Genomic DNA, 18691 nt, shown 5'->3' with positions numbered 1-18691 from the left:
AACTGTTCTGTGTTGAAAGTAGGGGAGGAAAGTATCACTGCTACGGCTTGTAGCAGTGAATCAAACGAATAGATTACTTTTTACAAGCTTCTTTTAAACCACCTTTACAGGCTTTATTTAAATATTCGCTCGCTGCTTTATCATCCATTTCTGTACCCTCACCATTTTCATACATTTTACCGACTTGGTATTGTGCTGGTGGGAACTTTTTATCGGCTGATTTTTTAAACCAATCAAAAGCAATAATGTAGTTTTGTTTCACTCCAACGCCTTGATAGTATATCTGCCCAAGGTAATTCTGGGCTTCTGCATTGCCTTGATTGGCGGATTTTTCAAGCCAGTTGATTGCAGTTTCAATGTTAGGTTCAACGCCATTACCATTTAAGTACATATCGGCTAAAAAAAGCTGTGCATCTGCGTTACCCTTATTGGACGCCATAGTTAACCATTTTTTAGCTTTAGGATAATCTTGTTTTATCTCTTTGCCTAGGTAATAGCCAATACCTAGCATAACTTGCGCTTTGATATCACCTTTTTTGGCTTCATTCTCCACAATTCTTAACGTCTCTTTTGGAACTTCCGCGAAACTTGAGTGAATAGAAAGAATGAAAAGTAACAGTAATGAGTAGATTTTATACATAGTGCTATTAATATCTTATTGTGTCAGTGAGCAAGATAAAGATAGTGATTCGTTTTTATATGAAGACATAGATCAAGCGAATAATAACATTATCAACAATCGTTGTTAGGGTTAACCAATAAATTTTACGTTAAATACTCTACGTCGCCAAACATAGAATATCAATGTGTTTTAACGTTTTTTATATGATGGAAGATATTTCAATGTGATGAATCGATATCACGCAGATTATGTGTATTTTTAATATAAAACAAGGCATGGGGTGAGTTAAATTCAGATGGTGACGGAGTGGGAGTATTTTATAAGTTTATTATATTGTAATTAGCATATTATATAGTATTTTTCGATATGCTGGTTTTTTTTGCTAATGCTGGATTGGGATAGTTTTTTTGAAATATCAAGCATGGTAAAGGATAAATAAAAATCAATTAACAACCCCTTAAAAACGGCATTTAAAGCCGGTTATTTTTAGGCATTTTCTTAAACGTATAATTATTTAAATATAAGTTAAAAATCGTTAACACCCCCTAGCAATTTAGGGGATGTTGTTATTTAGACGTTATTTTACCAGGCGTTAGTTACCATCATTAGCCCAGGTAAGGTGCAAGTCACAATACCGATTACCAAAGTTAACTCACCGAGATATTTAATGGTTTTATTAAGTGAAAATACGCAGAAAAATAGAAACCATAGAATAGCCCAAAGCAACCATAGTGCAATCATTCGAGCATCAGCACTTGTGTAGTAGGCGTAGAATAAAGCATTAAAAAAGACAAAAAGGCAGTACCAACCAAATAGTTTCCCTGTTAGTGAATATATCTTTATAAAACTGAGAAAAATATAAGTGAATGTAAATAACATTGATTGGGCAATGGCAAGGTATGCAGTATTTTCTTTAGCATTTACCATTAAAATAATATTGCCAATTAAGCAGAAAAAACCAATAATGCCATTGAATATTCCTGTTTCTTTATTGTCATATCCTTTAATGATAGAAATACCGTTAATGATTAAAACGCTACCAATAAAAATGAGTAATAGGCCATTCATTTATCACCTCTTGAGGGAGAATTGATTTTTTTCGACAGTAAATTCTATGTGCTCTCTGCTTTTTTCATGTAATATTACATCGGCAACTAATGGTTCAATATGAATTTTAAATATTCGCTTGATATCTCTTACCCCGTAGCGACGATCGCACATTGAATTTATTTTCATTTTTGTTGCAGTATCCAGTACTACTGTGACGGCGTTTTTAGCGATTCTTTTATTGAGTTTTGAAAGTTCAATATCAATAATTTTACTCGCTTGTTCTGAATCTATTTTATTAAAGCTAATCTTTCTATCGATACGGTTAATAAATTCAGGTTCAAATTTATTTTCTAACAATTTTAGTATTTTTTGCTGATAATATTTTTTAGTGAATAAATGTACTAACCCCTGTTTTTCATTTAAAATATCTCTAGAGCCTAAATTGGAAGTCATAATAATAATGGCATTTTTGAAGTTAATAACTTTCTGACCATTTGCAAGGCTCAATTCACCAGTATCAAGAATATTGAGCAGTGTTCTAATCACTTCTTTGCTTGCTTTTTCTATTTCATCAAATAAGACAATACCTGGTGTACTATAGCTTCCTTCGATTTTATCTATATCAAACAAGGAATATGATTCTTTACTCCCGGCGTAACCGGGAGGTGCACCAGATAAAGATGCGGCATAATGATCTTGAGACAACGTATTCATATTTATGCGACAATAATGCGCTTTACCATTATTAAGCGCTTTTGCTAAAGCGATCACTGTTTCTGTTTTACCAACACCAGTTGGCCCAAGAAATAGCATGGTACTTAGTGGCCTTTCGGGATCAAAAATATTGGTTTTAATACAATAAAGAATATCCTTTAACTGTTTTAAAGCCTCCTCTTGGCCAATAATAGTATTTTCAATATATTGAATGACTTTATCAGGATCAAAAATAAACCGGAAATGGCCCATCTTTTTTTGGGGCTCTGAAATGTGTTTTTCTTTATGACTTTCAGCTAGCATATCATTAATAAAGGGCATGGATTATTCCTAAATAGTGATAATTTATTAAGTAGTAAATCAAGAAAAACTATTTATATAAAATACGATAATATTCCCCGTTGTTGACGCATACGACAACGTTTAAAAATAACAATTTATATTTAGTAAATTTATAGTTTATTCATTAGCCTACAATTTTTATTTTATTGCCATCGGTTGGTAAATTGTAAACTTGGCACTCTGAAACACCAATAGTCTCTCTGGTTATGCTTTCAACTTGCTGTTGAGTTTTTTCTGCATCTAGAACCCAACTACGATAAAACTCAAACGGGCACTCTGCGAGACCTTTATCACCATCACCTGATTGATAAATACCGGTGTAACCACGATGTAATATTTTAAAGAGATGGTTTTGTGATTGATCATATCGACGCGCATCGCGAATTTCCGTGACGGAAAGTTGCGCGTATTGGACGCCCATCTCTTCTTCACCACATTCGCCCAATGTGTGACCATCAAAACCAATAATAGCGGAATGACCAAAGTAGGTATAAACACCGTCAAAACCTGTTCCATTCGCCACGGCGACATAACAGTTATTTGCCCACGCCATGGTTTTTGCCATCATAATTTGCTGCTCTTTGGCAGGATACATATAGCCTTGGCAGCGAATAATTAACTCAGCGCCTTTCATTGCACAATCACGCCATATTTCAGGGTAATTACCATCATCACAGATGATCAGACTTATTTTTAACCCTTTAGGTCCTTCTGAAACATAAGTTTTATCGCCGGGATACCAACCTTCGACAGGGCACCACGGGATAATTTTGCGGTATTTTTGTACAATATTCCCTTTGTCATCAATTAAGATAAGTGTGTTATAAGGGGCTTTTAAGGGATGTTCTTCGTGCTGTTCACCTGTGATTGAAAATACGCCCCACACACCATTTGCTTTACATGCAGCTGAAAAAATTTGTGTTTCATCACCCGGTACAGTTGCTGCCGTTTCCATCATCTCTTCATGATCATACATAATGCCTTGAGTGCTGTACTCAGGAAAAATAATCAGATCAAGTCCTGGAAAACCGGTTTTCATTCCTGCAATAACATCTGAGATTTTATTTGCATTTTCAATAACTTCTTTTCGATTATGCAAACGAGGTATTTTATAGTTCACAACCGCAACACCCACTGATGTTGGACTACTTGAAATATCACCATGTCTCATAAGTTTCCCCTTTGTGTCATTTTGATGTTCGTTTTACGACTAAGTAAATATAGTTATTAAGTTACAAGTGGGGGGAGTAAATGGCGCCGAAATGTGATTTACGTCGCATTTTTATAATGAATTTTGTGGAGTTATTTAATTGTTTGATTTTATTAGCTAATTTTTTCTTAGAGAGTGTGTTTTATCGTTTATATGGGGTTTTACTTGGTCAATCACAGAAGAGGTAATGGGGGATAATAACGAAAATTTGTGTAATAAATTTATTTTTATATTGTGATTTTGATTTAAATTAATGATAAATGTTGGTGATGGGCGCGCTTAGCTGTTTTTCAAAGTTTAATCTTTAGTAGAGGGTTGTCGTTCTTATTTGTAAAAAATCAGCACAACTAACTGATCAATGTCATGATAAACGGCAACCCCGTAAAATTGAAATGTCACTTTAATTTTTCAGATAACCATAAGCCACTTTTTTTCATTAAATAACCGAATAAGACCCCCACCAATAATGAAGGAAGGGCGGCTGTCCATTCGCCTTGAGAGGCAAAAAGAGCACATGCGCCAATAAATGTGCCGGGAATATATGATAGCCATTGCTGCCTTGCTTGAATGCACATCATAAAAGCCACAATACTCGTGATCAAATATTCCAATAAATTAGGAATACCATTAAACAAGGTATCGCTGTGGAGCATAATGAGACCCCATGCGACTCCGCTGGCGGTAGTGAAGAAGGTAATGAACAACCCTTTAATGCCTTCTTTTGGATAAGCAAAATAAGCGGTACAGCCTAAAAAACCAGCCCACCCAATCAACCCTAACGAATTCGCTAACCACGCCCAAACGGCTGACAAAATCGCGGTTGTTAAAGAAATAGAAAAAAGTATTTTCACAGTGATTCTTAAATAATGATTAAAGTTAAACCAGAATAGAAAATGAACCCGTCATTCTCTTGACATGTTTATCGAGCCATCTATCGGGAGAGGTTATCGAAGGGAGGGGATTCTATCATTAGCTAATCAGGTAAAAAAAAGCATTTGATCAAGATATACGCGGAAATTTTCCTATCTAGATTGAACGTGTTGTTTTTAGACGGCTAGGTAGCAGGTGAGTGCTTGTTGAACGGGTTCGATTGACAGCTTGCTACCTAGATATACACTATTCCATATCAAATAACGGTGTTGGTTTTCCGTTATCATCAACGGCAACAAAATTAAATTGACCATGGATCACTTCTTCGCGTCCTTCACGATACATATCTTCTAAGAATATCGACACATTGACAGTCAAACTTGTTCGACCAACGCGGCTAACTTTACCGACTAATTCGACGATGGTGCCAGAAGGAATCGGGTGAGTGAAATTGATTTTTTCGGTTGAGACTGTCACTAAGCGTTTACGGCAAAAACGTGTTGCGGTAATAAAAGAGACCTCATCCATCCAAGCGAGAGCGGTACCACCAAATAAGGTGTCGTGGTGGTTAGTGGTGGTTGGAAAAATAACCTTTGAAACACTTGTGATAGAACCTTCAATTTTTTGCGTGATTATCTCATCAACGTCAGAACGCATAATATGGCCTTACAATAATTGCTGTGGAGACGATATTCGTCATACTTCAAATGGCAGCATTGCTGACGGCATTGATGCAATAATGGCATACATTTGTATGTATTTAGTGGCATATGCGTCGTCGCCTAGCTGCCTTTCATCTATCAACTCAGTGTAATATGCTTTTAAAATAAATTACACCGATGATATTTTAAGGGTAAATATATTAGTGATCATAGATGTATATGACCCGTTAAAAACAGTGTTGCCTCACCCGTTAATTTTACCCGCTGATCTTCAACCGCACATAGTACGACACCACCACGAGCCGATATTTGATGGCCGACTAACTGATTTTTATTTAAGCGAGCCGCCCATAATGGGGCAATGGCACAATGCGAGGTACCTGTGACGGGATCTTCATCCACGCCTTTAGCTGGGGCAAAATAGCGTGAAACAAAGTCGATATGTGGTTCATGACTTGCTGCTGTAATTGTTAGGCCAGGTAGAGGCAGTGCAGCTAAAGCAGACATATTTGGAGAGCAGTGTGCCACTTGGTCAGGGCTACTTAAGAAACAGACATAGCGATCTTTAGCTAGCCACAATGCTTCAATTTCAACCCCCAAAATATCGGCTAGCTGTGGGTAATCTGCAATTGAAGCGGGTTGTGTGTTGAGAATAGGGAAATCGAGAGTAAACCCACTGCCATTTTTATAAAGCGTCAGCTCCCCTGAGAGGGATTTAAAAATAAAAGGGTTAATGGGGTGTTGCCTAAACTGATTAAGGACAAATGCAGCCGCTAATGTGGCATGCCCACAGAGATTGACCTCTACCGCCGGTGTGAACCAGCGAATATGATCCCCAACTAAAAATGCGGTTTCTGATAAATTAATTTCAGCCGCAATCGCAATCAATTGGTTATCTGGTAACCATTCATCAAGTAATACGACCGCGGCAGGGTTGCCTTGAAACTGGGTATTGGTAAAAGCATCAACATAGAAAACAGGCAGTGTTGAAAGACTCATAACGGTTTCCAAAAGCAGGTTAAATAGGGGAAAAGTATAGCGTTAATTAATCACTAACATAATAGTTTTAAGGATGAAATAAAAACGCCCGATAGGCAATTCTGCATATCGGGCGAGGGGATGATTGATAACTAACGGAAAATTATTTTGCGTTTACTTCGTTATCATCTGCATTTTTTAACATTTTTCTGACTGGAATGATTAATGCAGCTAGCACGATTGCACAGATAACTAATGCGATTGAAACATGTGAGAACAACTCAGGCATTGAATTTAGTTGCTCTTTATTGATATTCCCGCCCATGATACCAGCAGCAAGGTTACCTAATGCGCTTGCACAGAACCAGAGCCCCATCACTTGGCCACGCATCTTTTGTGGTGCCAGCAGAGTCATGGTTGCTAAGCCAATAGGGCTTAGGCATAGCTCACCGAGAGTGAGTAAAAGAATACTCGAAACTAACCAGAACGGCGAAACCCCTGTTTGTGTGGCAAGAACTTGGTTGGCTGCCATCATCATGACCGCAAAGCCTGCCGCAGCAAATAAGATACCGATGACAAATTTAGTCATGCTGCTTGGGTTGATATTGCGTTTGGCAAGAGAAGGCCAGAACCAGCTAAAGACAGGTGCCAACAGGATAATAAACAATGCGTTGATAGACTGGAACCAAATGGTTGGGATCTCAAATGAGCCCATTTGGCGATCGGTATAGTCACGCGCAAAGATATTAAATGAGGTTGGTTTTTGTTCAAACGCTGACCAGAAGAAAGCTGCTGCAATGAGCAGTATCAAACAAGCGAGGAGACGTGAACGCTCACTGCTATTAAGGCCGGCAAAGAAGAACATGAAAAAGAAGTAGATACCCACACACGTGGAGATGATGTAGGCTGAGCTTTTTGCGATTGTCGCCGCATTAAAGGGGATAACGCCATTGTCGATAAGGATCACTAACACCGCGAGGATTGCCATAGCGAGCGTTACCCATTTACCGACATTTTTACGCTCGACAGTTGGGCGGTTCCACGTTGAATCTAACCCGACTTCTTTGTCGTAGCGGCGCATTTGTGGGATGGCATAGAAACGGAAAATCAAGAGTGCAATCAGCATACCGATACCGCCAAGACCAAAGCCAAGATGCCAGCCGTATTTTTCATGCAAAGGGCCGATGATCAGTGGAGCGATAAACGACCCCATGTTAATCCCCATATAGAACAAGGAGAAACCACCGTCACGACGAGTATCTTCTTTTTTATAGAGTGTTCCCACCATAACCGTGATACAGGTTTTAAACAAACCAGTTCCTAACACGATTAATAGGAGACCAACAAAGAAGAAGGTATTGCTTAAAAACGCTGACATTGCGATCGATAAGTGGCCGAATGCAATGATTAACGAGCCGTACCAAACCGCTCTGCGCTGCCCTAGCCAGTTATCTGCTAGCCAGCCACCAGGAAGTGATGTGATATAAACCCCACCAGCAAAGATCCCGACGATAGCGGAAGCTTGCTCAATAGGTAACTCCATTCCCCCTTGTAGCAGTGCGGCACTCATAAACAAGATGAGCAGTGGGCGCACGCCATAGAAAGAGAACCTTTCCCACATTTCGGTGAGGAAGAGTGAACTCAGTGGGTATGGATGCCCAAAAAAGGTTTTTGTTTTAGTCGCAGAATGACTCATCTGTGAACTCCGATAAATTATATTTTGATTAGTTGTGCTTGAAAAAACACCTGACAAAGTGGTAGGTGCCAAAATTTAGAGATATGTTAACTTCATTTTGTAAACATATTTTTAACATACATTATTATAAAAACACTGAAAAACAGAATATATTTATTGTGAAAAGTGTTTTTTTAAGGTGAAAAGTCGATATCACTCGCATTTTTCACGATAAGGTAGGCGACAATACAGGAATTTTGTTGACAAGAAAAGAGGTGATTATAAAAGAAACATAGCCTTATAAAACATAAATTTATGTTATGTTTTCTGTGTTTTTTGCATAAAATGCTGTTATACCTACAATAAATGAGGGAAATGAATAAATAACTCTACCGATTATTCACAGTGAACGTGATGGGATGTTTTGTTCAGCAGCGAGAGAAGGCTTAGCCCTCTCTTTTCTATTAGGCCGATGGTGATTTACAATCCTGAGATTGACGTTTAATGATGTACCATGAATAAAGTAAGTTAAATAGAACTAAGGCAGCGGTAAAGAAAAAGACGGCTCTAAAGCCATAGCTTGCGGCCACAAACGAGCCCATTAGCGGGCCAGTCACGTTCCCAACATCCCGCAAGGCTTGGTTGTAGCTGAAAATGCGCCCTGTCACTTGATGTGAGATGTTATAGATAATTAATGTTTGTACTGCGGGCAATAAAGCGGCGTTTAATGCACCGAGCAAGAAACGCAGCGCCCCCAACTCCCAGTAATTACTCACCAATCCCATAGGGAATAAAACGAAAATAGAGGCCGCTAATACTGCAAGTAGCACTTTTTCTGGCCCGATACGATCACTTAGTTTCCCCAATCTAGGCGCACTGAGTAGCGCTGCAACCCCTGGAATTGAGGCAATTACCCCGCTAATAAAGGCTAAATTCTCAGTCGTGCCTGCAAGATCACGAACATAGAGTGTAATGACAGGGTTGATGGAACCAATCGCAGCTTGAATAATCATGGTGGTAAAAAATAAGCTAATCACCAAATTCTTATTTTTGAGGGAGGCAAATACTTGTTTGTTATTCAGCGCGTCTTTACGTGAAACAGGGGTAAAACGTTCACGAACATAGAATAAGGTCACAATAAAACAAATAAAGAGGACCGTTGCAGTAATAAAGAAAACGGGGCGTAAGCCATATTGGTCAGCAAGTAACCCGCCAATCAATGGACCGATCAGGGCACCACTAACGGCACCCGTCGCTAATACGCCCATTGCCCAACCACTTTTTTTCACGGGAACTTGTGTGGCGATGAGGGCATTTGCATTGGGCACAAATCCACCGAGTAATCCTAATAAGGCCCTTAGTATCAATAATTGCCAAATGTTTTGAGCGAAACCAATGAGCACCATCACTATTGCCATACCGAGTGCTGAGCGTAGTAGCATCAACTTTCTGCCTTTGCGGTCAGATAAACGCCCCCAAAATGGAGCGGCAATAGCGGAAAACAAAAACGTAATACTGAAAACGGCCCCTGTCCATAGGTTTAATGAGCTGTGATCGGTAACCCCTAACTCCTCAATATAAAGCGGAAGAAAAGGCATGATCAGGCTAAATGCCGCACCGGTTAAAAAACAACCGAACCAAACGACATAAAGATTACGTTTCCAATAACTGTTTCTGTTTAACATAGACTCCTTGCTCAACTGTTTATGCTTAAAACACAACGGCTGCCAGATAACTGACAGCCGTTGTGTTTTATCTAATGATGGATTTTGTCTAAATCACCGTACAAAGAAGTTTCTCCTTTGGGGCGCGTTTTAAAACGTCGGTGTAGCCACATATATTGTTCGGGGGCTAATAATATCGCTTGCTCAATAAGTTGATTCATTTTGGTTGCAACCGCGACTTCATCATCGATAGGGAAATCATCGACAGCAGGTTGAATAACCAACTCATAACCTTTTCCTGCGGGTAAGCGACGCGGAATAAAAGGAACAATAAGCGGATTCGCTAAGCGCAATAAGATCGCTGAGCCATTGGTGGTTGCTGCATTTTTTACTGCAAATAGTGGGGCAAACGAGCTATTTCGAGGACCATAATCATGGTCGGGGGCATACCACAATATTTCCCCTTGTTTGAGACTGCGTACCATCCCTTTGACGTCTTTGCGGTCCAACATATATTTGTTAGAGCGTAGGCGTCCTCGGGTCTGAAGCCAGTCCATTAATTTATTATCATTTGGGCGGTAAACGCCAATGCCGGGGTTAAGCATACCGAAAGCTCTTGCACCAAGCTCTAATGTCAGAAAATGGATCCCTAATACAATAATGCCACGACCTGTCGATTGAGCCGCAATCATATGTTCACGCCCTTCGATTTTGAACCAGCGGCGTATGCGCCATTCAGGCCAAAACCATGCCATGCCTGTTTCAAAAACCCCCATACCCACGGACTCAAAATTTTTATCAATGTAGTGTTGGCGTTTTTCTAAGCTCATTTCAGGAAAACAGAGCGCTAGGTTGCGATCGGCAATTTGGGCGCGTTTTTTTAGCAAATGTTTGGACAATAAGCCTAAACGGGTTCCCATCCAATAAATCATGGGATAGGGCAAAAGAACCAGTACGTAAAGCAGACCGATACCAAACCAAGTGAGCCAGTAACGTGGGTGTAATAAACTTTTATCAAACTTTGGAGCTTGTATCATTGGTTTCCAAAAAATTAGGTTAGTGACTGAAGGCTGTTGTGAGTTGTTTAAATTTTTATGACAACAGCGATTAACAGATTGATTTTAGCGACTAGAAGGCCATGAGATGAGCAAGCAAGCCAGTGCTAAAAGCAATCAAATTATCAATAGTATCTATTATATACTCTAAATAATTTGAGGGGCAGGTCAGTAGAGACCTAAGGCTGTAATTTGAGTAAATTCACTTAATTAACAGCGTTGCCACCTAAAGTATGGTGAGTATAACAAATTATTCATTTAATAAATTGGCCGTCTGTAGGGTACTCATCAGTTCGGCCAAATTCCGTACTGCCATTTTTTCCATCATGCGAGAACGATGCACTTCGACGGTTCGAACAGAAACACAGGCCACATCGGCGATTTCCCGGTTAATTAAGCCTTGCAAAACGTATTTGCAAATCTCTTTTTCTCTTGGTGTCAGTGTTTGGTAACGCTGCTGAATAAGATAACTTGCCGTGGCTTGTTGGGTTTTTTCTTGTGCTTGCTCAAGTGTTTTTGCTAATAGCTGGCTATCAATTGGTTTTTGTAGAAAATCGACAGCGCCTAGTTTGACTTGTTCGACGGCCATAGGAATATCGCCATGACCAGAGAGAAAGATCACCGCTAATGTGCTTTGTTGGGCTTTGAGCAGTTGGTGAACTTGGCGACCATCCAGTTTTGGCATACGCATGTCGAGGAGTACCACGCCCTCTTGGTGAAGGTCGGCTTGCTGAACAAATTGTTCACTGTCATTCCAAACAACGACGGTATAACCGAGCGTTTCAAGGAGAAATTGGCAAGCATCGGTAACTGCCGGATCGTCGTCCACCAGATGGATAACAGGCATGAATAGAACCTCACTTCATCAAATTGGGATATCAATGTTTAAATTCATGATGAATGTATTTTTACATATTAACATAGTTAATGTTATCAATAGTATGCGAAAGTCCTATTTATCGTTACTGAATAAGGCTATGTTTCGCTCGATTTTCCATGATGGTACGGGAAAATGAGGGTTACTCTTAGCCCATTTAAGCCAGCCTCACTCACATTATTTTCAATGCGAATGTCGCCCCCTTGGCTTTGGATCAATCGCTGGCAGATCACTAAACCTAGCCCTAATCCCTCTTTTTTAGTGGTTGCAAAAGGCGTGATCCCTTGAGTCAGTTGTTCAGGCTGCATGCCGCCTGCATCATCTTGTAGTACGAGTAAAAACCGTTCTGGGGCAAAGTGAAAGCTAAAACATAATGTTGTCGCGCCGGCTTGCAAGCTATTACTAATGAGGTTTGATAGCAGTTGATCCAGCAGTGTTTCAGGTAGCTTCAATGAAACGTCACGGCTGTCCGGTAACATGAGTTTGACCTGTGGATAATGTTGCGATACCCGTAGTAATTGCCAAATATGTTGTATCGTCGGTATAACATGCTGCTCACTCAGTTGCAGTGCGACCTCTTGGTGAGGTTTCCCAGCCCATAGGCGAAGATTACGAATAATATCGGCCCCGCGTTGCGCTTGATTATCAATTTTTGTTAAGGCATTAATCAGGGGATGATCATCTGACTCTTTTTTGAGACGTAAAATACAACCTTGTGCGTAGTGGCGGATCGCGGAAAGTGGCTGGTTAAGCTCATGGGCAAACCCTGAGGCCATTTCACCTAATATATTTAATCGCTGAGCTTTTTCTAAATTCGCTTCCTGTTGGCGTAAGCGATTGTGAGCCTCTTCTAATTGGCGGCTACGGCGGCGAACTAAGAAGGCTATCCAAACATGATTGACCCCAAGTAAGATAAAAAAGAGTAAGACGAGGCCTAGCGATAGTTGATGCTGGATCAACCAACTTATAATGTCTTGCCAAATTTGCCGTTGCTGTGGATGTTGGTTTACATCACGTAACAAGGTTTCGACTTGGTTCACTGATGCTGGGGCTCCCCAACGCATTCCAGATTTATCGGATGAAAGTAATGTTTTGGTCACCTTATCAACTAAATTATCGGGGACATCATTCAAGGCAGCAAATGACCAGTTAGGGTAAAGCTCAGTGCTGGTCTTACAAGGTAGAGTGCTCGCATGCTCAATTAAAGGCCGAAACTGGTTTTTATCAATTAATCCTTCACTGTCCATATTTTCCAATAAGCAAACAGGGATGATAGCAGCCGAAAGTGAGCTATCGCGTAAGGCATATAAGAGCGCATCGGCGGGGAAACCGAGAAACTGCATACGAAAATCTTTTTCTGCGTCATACCCCATATCTCTGAGTACCTTATAACCTAAAAGGTAGCCGCCGAAAGCGTCTGGAGAAATTGCCCCCACTTTTTTACCAATTAGGTTTTTTACCTCGTTAATATCACTGTCTGCCCGCACTAAAATAAGGCTTCCGATAACGTTACGAGTGGCGCTATCAGGCTCTACGGATGAACGCAATGAAAGTAACCAGCGTAAATGATAGCGACTATCGAGTTGGATAAATTGAGCAGGGTTTGTCAGCAGAAAGTCTATCTTACGCTCTGCAATTGCGTCACGCATCTCATCCAAGTTAAGTGGCTGTAACGTGAAATGTTCACCCGGTAGAGACTCATTTAATGTGTCGGCTAATATTTGCCAGTGGGATTGTGTTGAGTTTGCACCGCGTAGTGCAAGCACCCCGATTTTCCATTCAGCCGCCATAGCAGGAAAACTGCCAGCAAGAAGCAAGATGAACAGTAGGCGATACAAAGACATAGATGATTTCTTTAACATATTTGGGTTATTCGTTGCGTTAGATCAATTTAGTTACGGGTATGTGGTAAACCACAATAGGGTCGTTACGCAGCCCCTCATACAATAAAGCTAATTAAAGATAACACACCGTTTTTAAAGAGAAATAAGAATTACCGTGGTTATCAAAAATAGGTTGAGGTAACGGTAAATAAAGCCTGTAAAACCAAAAGCATACTAATATTTACCATCTGTTTTTGCATTAGCAATGTCCTACTGGAGCCAATTATGGATCTGAGTAAACGAAAATTTCTACAACAATTAGGGGCAGTCACCGCGGGGGCATCGTTAATACCGATTGCCGAAGCTGGACTCAATTTCTCCCCAACTCGCCGCGAAGGTAACCCTGAAAAACGTTATGGTATGCTGATTGACTTACGCCGTTGTATCGGCTGTCAATCCTGTACCGTTAGTTGTTCTGTTGAAAATCAGACACCGCAAGGTCAGTTTCGTACGACGGTTAACCAATATCAAGTTTCTTTAAAAGGGCAGGAGGGCGTGGCAAACGTCCTATTACCACGTTTGTGTAACCACTGTGATAACCCGCCTTGTGTGCCCGTTTGCCCAGTACAAGCCACGTTTCAACGGGAAGACGGAATTGTGGTTATTGATAATGAGCGCTGTGTTGGTTGTGCTTATTGTGTACAAGCTTGCCCATATGATGCGCGTTTTATCAACCATACGACCCAAACCGCAGATAAATGTACATTTTGTGCGCATCGTCTTGAAGTCGGCTTACTACCAGCCTGCGTTGAGTCCTGTGTTGGTGGCGCGCGAATTATTGGTGATTTAAGAGATCCAAACAGTACGATCCGGAAAATGCTCGAAGAACATAAAGCCGAAATTAAAGTGCTGAAACCGGAAAGTGGCACATTACCTCAAGTGTTTTATTTAGGCTTGGATGATGCTTTTGTTGAACCGCTAGCCGGTAAAGGGCAACCCGCATTATGGCAGGAGGTATTCTGATGAGCGAACAAGTGACCTATATTTCGGAAATTATGGCACAGCCACAAGAGTTTTTCTGGTTGCCTTGGGCCGTTCAATACTTCTTTTTTATCGGTATCGCGGCTTGCGCGACACTTTATGCTTGTTACTTGCACTGGCAAGGTAAGAGTGAAAATAGCCGATTAGAGATGATTGCCGTCTTTATCACGATAACGATGGGGATCACGGCTCCATTAGCGCTGACCGCCGACTTACACCAAACGGCGCGTGTTTGGCACTTCTATGCTCATCCAACTATTTGGTCATGGATGTGGTGGGGCTCAGTTTTACTGCCATTGTTTACCACTTTTAGCGGCCTCTACTTTGTTGCATTGTTGGTGAAATTAATTTGGAAAAAAGAATTTAAAGCAACACGTTGGGTGGCCTTACTGTCAGCGCTGTCTGCGGTAGGTTTATTGTTATATACCGGTCGTGAAGCCTCGGTGCTGATCGCACGACCTATTTGGTTTAGCTGGTGGATCCCTGTACTGCTGTTCTTTAGTGCAATGCAAGCGGTTCCTGCGTTAATTAGCTTGGGGGCTCGTCGTGAACCTCAATATCAGCAGCGCTTAGCACGTCTTCAGGCAATTAGCTTGCTTCTGTTAGCTGTCTGCTTTGCATTGTGGTTATCGGGTGACACTGTTTCGGGTATTGCTGTTCGTCATCAACTAGAGGTCGCAAGCCCTGGCTGGTGGATGCTCATGGGGATATGCGCACTGTGGGTTGTGGCATTGGCAATGTCAATCATGACATTAAAGGCTACACGCTCAATGGTTTATATCACAGTAGCGGCATTAGTGGCGATGGGGCTAACGTGGAGCTTGCGCTGGGTTTTCCTAATGGAAGTTCAAGCGGTGCCAAAATATAACGTGTTAGTTAATCCATATCACTTCCCGATGGGAACGGACGGACTGTTAGCTCTACTTGGTACGTTTGGTTTGTGGATCGCTCTGATTATTATTATTCGTGAAGGTGTTCGTTGGTTTGCTAGGAGAGTGCAACATGGCTAAATTCTCAAGACGTCAGTGGCTCAAAGGTGGTTTAGTTGTCGGTGGTTTAGCACTATTTGGTGCAGGTTACCGTGATGTGGCTAAGCGTGCAGTTGATGGCCTCGCCAATGGCACTTCCGGTAAAGTCACATTAGATCGTATTCATGGCAACTCATTGCGCCCAGAGGGGCAAGCTAACGGTGGTTGGAAAGAGGATCCTAGCCAAGTTATTGCGATGACCCAATGTTTTGGATGCTGGACTCAATGTGGGATCCGTGCTCGTGTCGATACGGCAAAAAACGAAGTGCTACGTATTGCGGGGAATCCATATCACCCTCTGTCTCACGAAAAACATTTCCCGTATGGTATGCCACTGAAAACGGCGTTTAATAAAATGGGCGGCGAAAGTGGGTTAGAACATCGCTCCACGGCGTGTGCTCGCGGTGCAACCTTAATGGAAGGGTTAACTAGCCCATTGCGTATCCTAGAGCCGATGAAACGTGTTGGTAAACGTGGTGAAGGTAAATGGGAACGTATCAGTTTTGAACAATTAATCAAAGAAGTGGTTGAAGGGGGCGATTTATTTGGTGAAGGGCATGTTGATGGCTTACGGGCGATCCGTGACCTTGAAACGCCTCTCGATCCATCACAACCTAAATTAGGCCCCAAAGCCAACCAACTGCTGGTGACTAACGCGGGGGATGATGGTCGTGATGGTTTTATACGCCGCTTTGCCCAAAATGCTTTTGGTAGTAAAAACTTTGGTGCCCATGGCTCCTATTGTGGTCTGGCATACCGTGCTGGCTCTGGGGCACTAATGGATGATCTGGATAAAAATGCGCACGTCAAACCGGATTGGGATAATGTTCGTTTTGCGCTATTTATTGGAACATCGCCAGCACAGTCGGGTAACCCATTTAAACGCCAAGGTCGCCAACTGGCATCTGCACGTTTACGTGACAATTTTAACTATGTTGTGGTTGCCCCTGCATTGCCACTTACAACGACTCTGGCGAATGATCATGGGCATTGGGTTCCTGTGCAGCCGGGAACGGATGCGGCATTAGTCATGGGAATGATCCGTTGGATCATCGAAAATGAGCGTTACAATGCCGCATATTTGCGCGTACCAAGCGAAAAATCGATGAAAGCAGTTGGCGAAAAGAGCTGGACCAACTCTACTCATTTAGTGATCACTGATGACGAGCATCCATTAGCAGGGCAATTATTGATCGCTTCACATCTTAATGGTCAGATGGCGGAAGATGATGACAGCAAAAAAGCATATTTGGTTCAGGATGCGTCAGGTGAGCTAAAACTCGCAGATGATGTGACGCAGGCAGAGCTGTTTGTCACGCGTCAGGTGACATTGCACGATGGTAGCGAAGTCACGGTTAAATCTAGTTTCCAATGTTTGAAAGAAGCAGCTGAGCGCATGACGTTGGAAGAGTATAGTGAACGCTGCCAAGTCCCAGTTAAAACCATTGAGTCACTGGGGCGTGCATTAACCTCTTATGATCGTAAAGCTGCGGTGATCTCGCATGGCGGTATGATGGGGGGGAATGGATTCTATACCGCGTGGTCGGTCATTATGCTGAATGCGCTTATTGGTAACCTGAATTTGAAAGGTGGGGTATCAGTAGGTGGTGGTAAATTCAACGGTGAAAGCGATGGCCCTCGTTACAAGATAACGAGCTACGCTGGCAAAGTGAAACCAAAAGGTGTTGTGTTATCCCGTAGTAACGAATCCTATGAAAAATCAGATGAATTCAAGGCTCGCGTTGCTGCTGGTGAAAATCCTTATCCTGCAAAAGCACCATGGTATCCGTTTGCCAAAGGTCAGTTAACTGAACAATTAGCGTCAGCGTTGATGGGATATCCGTATCCACTTAAGGCATGGATCACCAACATGACTAACCCTGTTTACGGTATTGCAGGCATTCGTCAGGTGATGGAAGAAAAGCTGAAAGACCCAAAACATCTTCCACTTATCATTGGTATTGACGCCTTTATGAATGAGACAACAGCGCTGGCGGATTATATTGTGCCGGATACCCATAACTTTGAAAGTTGGGGCTTTAGTGGGGCTTGGTCGGGGGTTCAAGTGAAAGCCAGTACTGCTCGCTGGCCAATTGTTGGAGCACGTACCGCGAAAACGGCCGACGGTCAGCCTATTTCAATGGAAGCATTTTGTATCGCAGTGGCGAAAGCGCTCGACCTTCCTGGGTTTGGTGACAACGTGATTGAAGATATGGATGGAAATAAATATCCACTTAATTGTGCTGAAGATTATTACCTACGTGTCGCTGCAAATATGGCATGGTTAGGTGAAAAACCAGTGCCAGAAGCAGCAAATGAAGACATCCAAATCAGTGGTGTGGAACGGATTTTGCCTGCAATGGAAAAAACACTCAAACCGGAAGAGATCCGTCGTGTTGCCTATATCTATACTCGCGGTGGTCGTTTTGCGCCTTATGAAAAAGCGTGGGATGGTGATGCAACAGGGCCTCAGTGGAAGAAAGGGTTGCAGATTTGGAACCCAACGGTGGCGGTGAACCGTCATGCGATTACGGGGGAGCGCTATAGTGGTTGTCCAACTTACTATCCGCCTCGTTTAGCGAATGGGGAAGATGTGAATAAGATTTTCCCACCAACAGAATGGCCGTTAAAGCTTATGTCATTTAAATCCCATGTCATGAGTAGCTCAACGACAATGATTGAACGTTTACGCCATGTGAAACCTACCAATCTTGTGGCTATTCACCCTGATGATGCCCAAAAAATGGGGGTTAAGCATGGAGATTGGGTCAAGATAACTACGCCAGGTGGTCATGTTGAAGCACAAATCAGTGTGTTAGACGGTGTTATGCCAGGGGTTTTAGCCATCGAACATGGTTATGGTCATAAAGAAATGGGGGCTAAACAGCATTACCTTGATGGTGAGCCAATGCCAATGAACGCTGCGAATGGTTCAGGCATTAACCTAAATGATTTAGGTTTTGCCGACCCGACGCGTGAAGTGGCGAATACTTGGTTAGATTGGGTATCCGGTGCCTCAGTGAGACAAGGCTTACCGGCTCGAATTGAATTAATCGGTTAAAAGTAATAACAGACCAGCG

The 18691-nt window shown here is 41.9% G+C and carries 15 protein-coding genes; 3 read left to right on the top strand and 12 right to left on the bottom strand.

All coding sequences use genetic code 11. From position 1 onward, the window contains the following. Positions 1-73: 73 nt before the first annotated feature. The 12 genes from M1E93_RS12965 to ttrS all read right to left on the bottom strand — a co-directional run bounded on the left by M1E93_RS12965 (position 74) and on the right by ttrS (position 13563). The gene (locus M1E93_RS12965) at positions 74-553 is read right to left on the bottom strand and encodes a tetratricopeptide repeat protein (RefSeq protein ID WP_239505631.1); all 480 of its coding nucleotides are present in this window, start codon (positions 551-553) and stop codon (positions 74-76) included. 651 nt (positions 554-1204) lie between these two features. Further along, positions 1205-1690 (bottom strand): AmiS/UreI family transporter, encoded by a 486-nt coding sequence (locus M1E93_RS12960; protein ID WP_426206985.1) that lies wholly within the window; start codon positions 1688-1690, stop codon positions 1205-1207. A gap of 3 nt (positions 1691-1693) precedes the next feature. Next, a complete protein-coding gene (locus M1E93_RS12955; protein ID WP_004918356.1) occupies positions 1694-2707 on the bottom strand; it encodes an AAA family ATPase in 1014 nt (337 codons plus the stop codon). 145 nt (positions 2708-2852) lie between these two features. Beyond that, positions 2853-3899 carry an aliphatic amidase gene (locus M1E93_RS12950; protein WP_004918358.1) on the bottom strand — a complete coding sequence of 349 codons (1047 nt, stop codon included), beginning with the start codon at positions 3897-3899 and terminating at the stop codon, positions 2853-2855. 434 nt (positions 3900-4333) lie between these two features. Continuing rightward, positions 4334-4789, bottom strand: coding sequence for a DUF1097 domain-containing protein (locus M1E93_RS12945; protein WP_426206984.1), 456 nt, complete (start codon positions 4787-4789; stop codon positions 4334-4336). A 265-nt stretch (positions 4790-5054) separates the two neighbouring features. Further along, positions 5055-5465 (bottom strand): acyl-CoA thioesterase, encoded by a 411-nt coding sequence (locus M1E93_RS12940; RefSeq protein ID WP_014658007.1) that lies wholly within the window; start codon positions 5463-5465, stop codon positions 5055-5057. A gap of 212 nt (positions 5466-5677) precedes the next feature. Beyond that, a complete protein-coding gene (locus M1E93_RS12935; protein ID WP_036943694.1) occupies positions 5678-6469 on the bottom strand; it encodes a PhzF family phenazine biosynthesis protein in 792 nt (263 codons plus the stop codon). A 142-nt stretch (positions 6470-6611) separates the two neighbouring features. Beyond that, the gene (locus tag M1E93_RS12930; RefSeq protein WP_004918490.1) at positions 6612-8144 is read right to left on the bottom strand and encodes a peptide MFS transporter; all 1533 of its coding nucleotides are present in this window, start codon (positions 8142-8144) and stop codon (positions 6612-6614) included. Positions 8145-8587: 443 nt separating this feature from the next. Next, the gene (gene mdtG / locus M1E93_RS12925) at positions 8588-9808 is read right to left on the bottom strand and encodes a multidrug efflux MFS transporter MdtG (protein ID WP_004918491.1); all 1221 of its coding nucleotides are present in this window, start codon (positions 9806-9808) and stop codon (positions 8588-8590) included. A 71-nt stretch (positions 9809-9879) separates the two neighbouring features. Then, positions 9880-10824, bottom strand: coding sequence for a Kdo(2)-lipid IV(A) acyltransferase (locus M1E93_RS12920; protein WP_004918492.1), 945 nt, complete (start codon positions 10822-10824; stop codon positions 9880-9882). 268 nt (positions 10825-11092) lie between these two features. Further along, positions 11093-11689, bottom strand: a complete 597-nt coding sequence (ttrR, locus tag M1E93_RS12915; RefSeq protein ID WP_004918493.1) for a tetrathionate respiration response regulator TtrR — start codon at positions 11687-11689, stop codon at positions 11093-11095. A gap of 128 nt (positions 11690-11817) precedes the next feature. After that, positions 11818-13563 (bottom strand): tetrathionate respiration histidine kinase TtrS, encoded by a 1746-nt coding sequence (ttrS, locus tag M1E93_RS12910; RefSeq protein ID WP_081384213.1) that lies wholly within the window; start codon positions 13561-13563, stop codon positions 11818-11820. Positions 13564-13827: 264 nt separating this feature from the next. Between ttrS and ttrB the strand changes: the two genes are divergently transcribed. From ttrB to ttrA, 3 genes are read left to right on the top strand one after another with little or no spacing between them, the layout of a single operon-like run. Continuing rightward, on the top strand, positions 13828-14565 hold the full coding sequence (gene ttrB / locus M1E93_RS12905; RefSeq protein ID WP_004918495.1) for a tetrathionate reductase subunit TtrB: 738 nt from the start codon (positions 13828-13830) through the stop codon (positions 14563-14565). Further along, positions 14565-15593 (top strand): tetrathionate reductase subunit TtrC, encoded by a 1029-nt coding sequence (gene ttrC / locus M1E93_RS12900; protein ID WP_014658010.1) that lies wholly within the window; start codon positions 14565-14567, stop codon positions 15591-15593. Before ttrB ends, ttrC begins: the two co-directional genes overlap by 1 nt. Further along, entirely contained in the window at positions 15586-18672 is a 3087-nt protein-coding gene (ttrA, locus tag M1E93_RS12895; protein WP_104873376.1) for a tetrathionate reductase subunit TtrA, read from the top strand. The genes ttrC and ttrA overlap by 8 nt, the downstream gene beginning before the upstream one ends. The last annotated feature ends 19 nt before the right edge of the window (positions 18673-18691 follow it).

The sequence above is a fragment of the Providencia sp. PROV272 genome (assembly GCF_049901975.1).
Taxonomy (GTDB): Bacteria; Pseudomonadota; Gammaproteobacteria; order Enterobacterales; family Enterobacteriaceae; genus Providencia; species Providencia stuartii.
The sequence above is the reverse complement of the archived record's forward strand: the minus strand, read 5'-3'. Positions and strand labels throughout refer to the sequence as shown.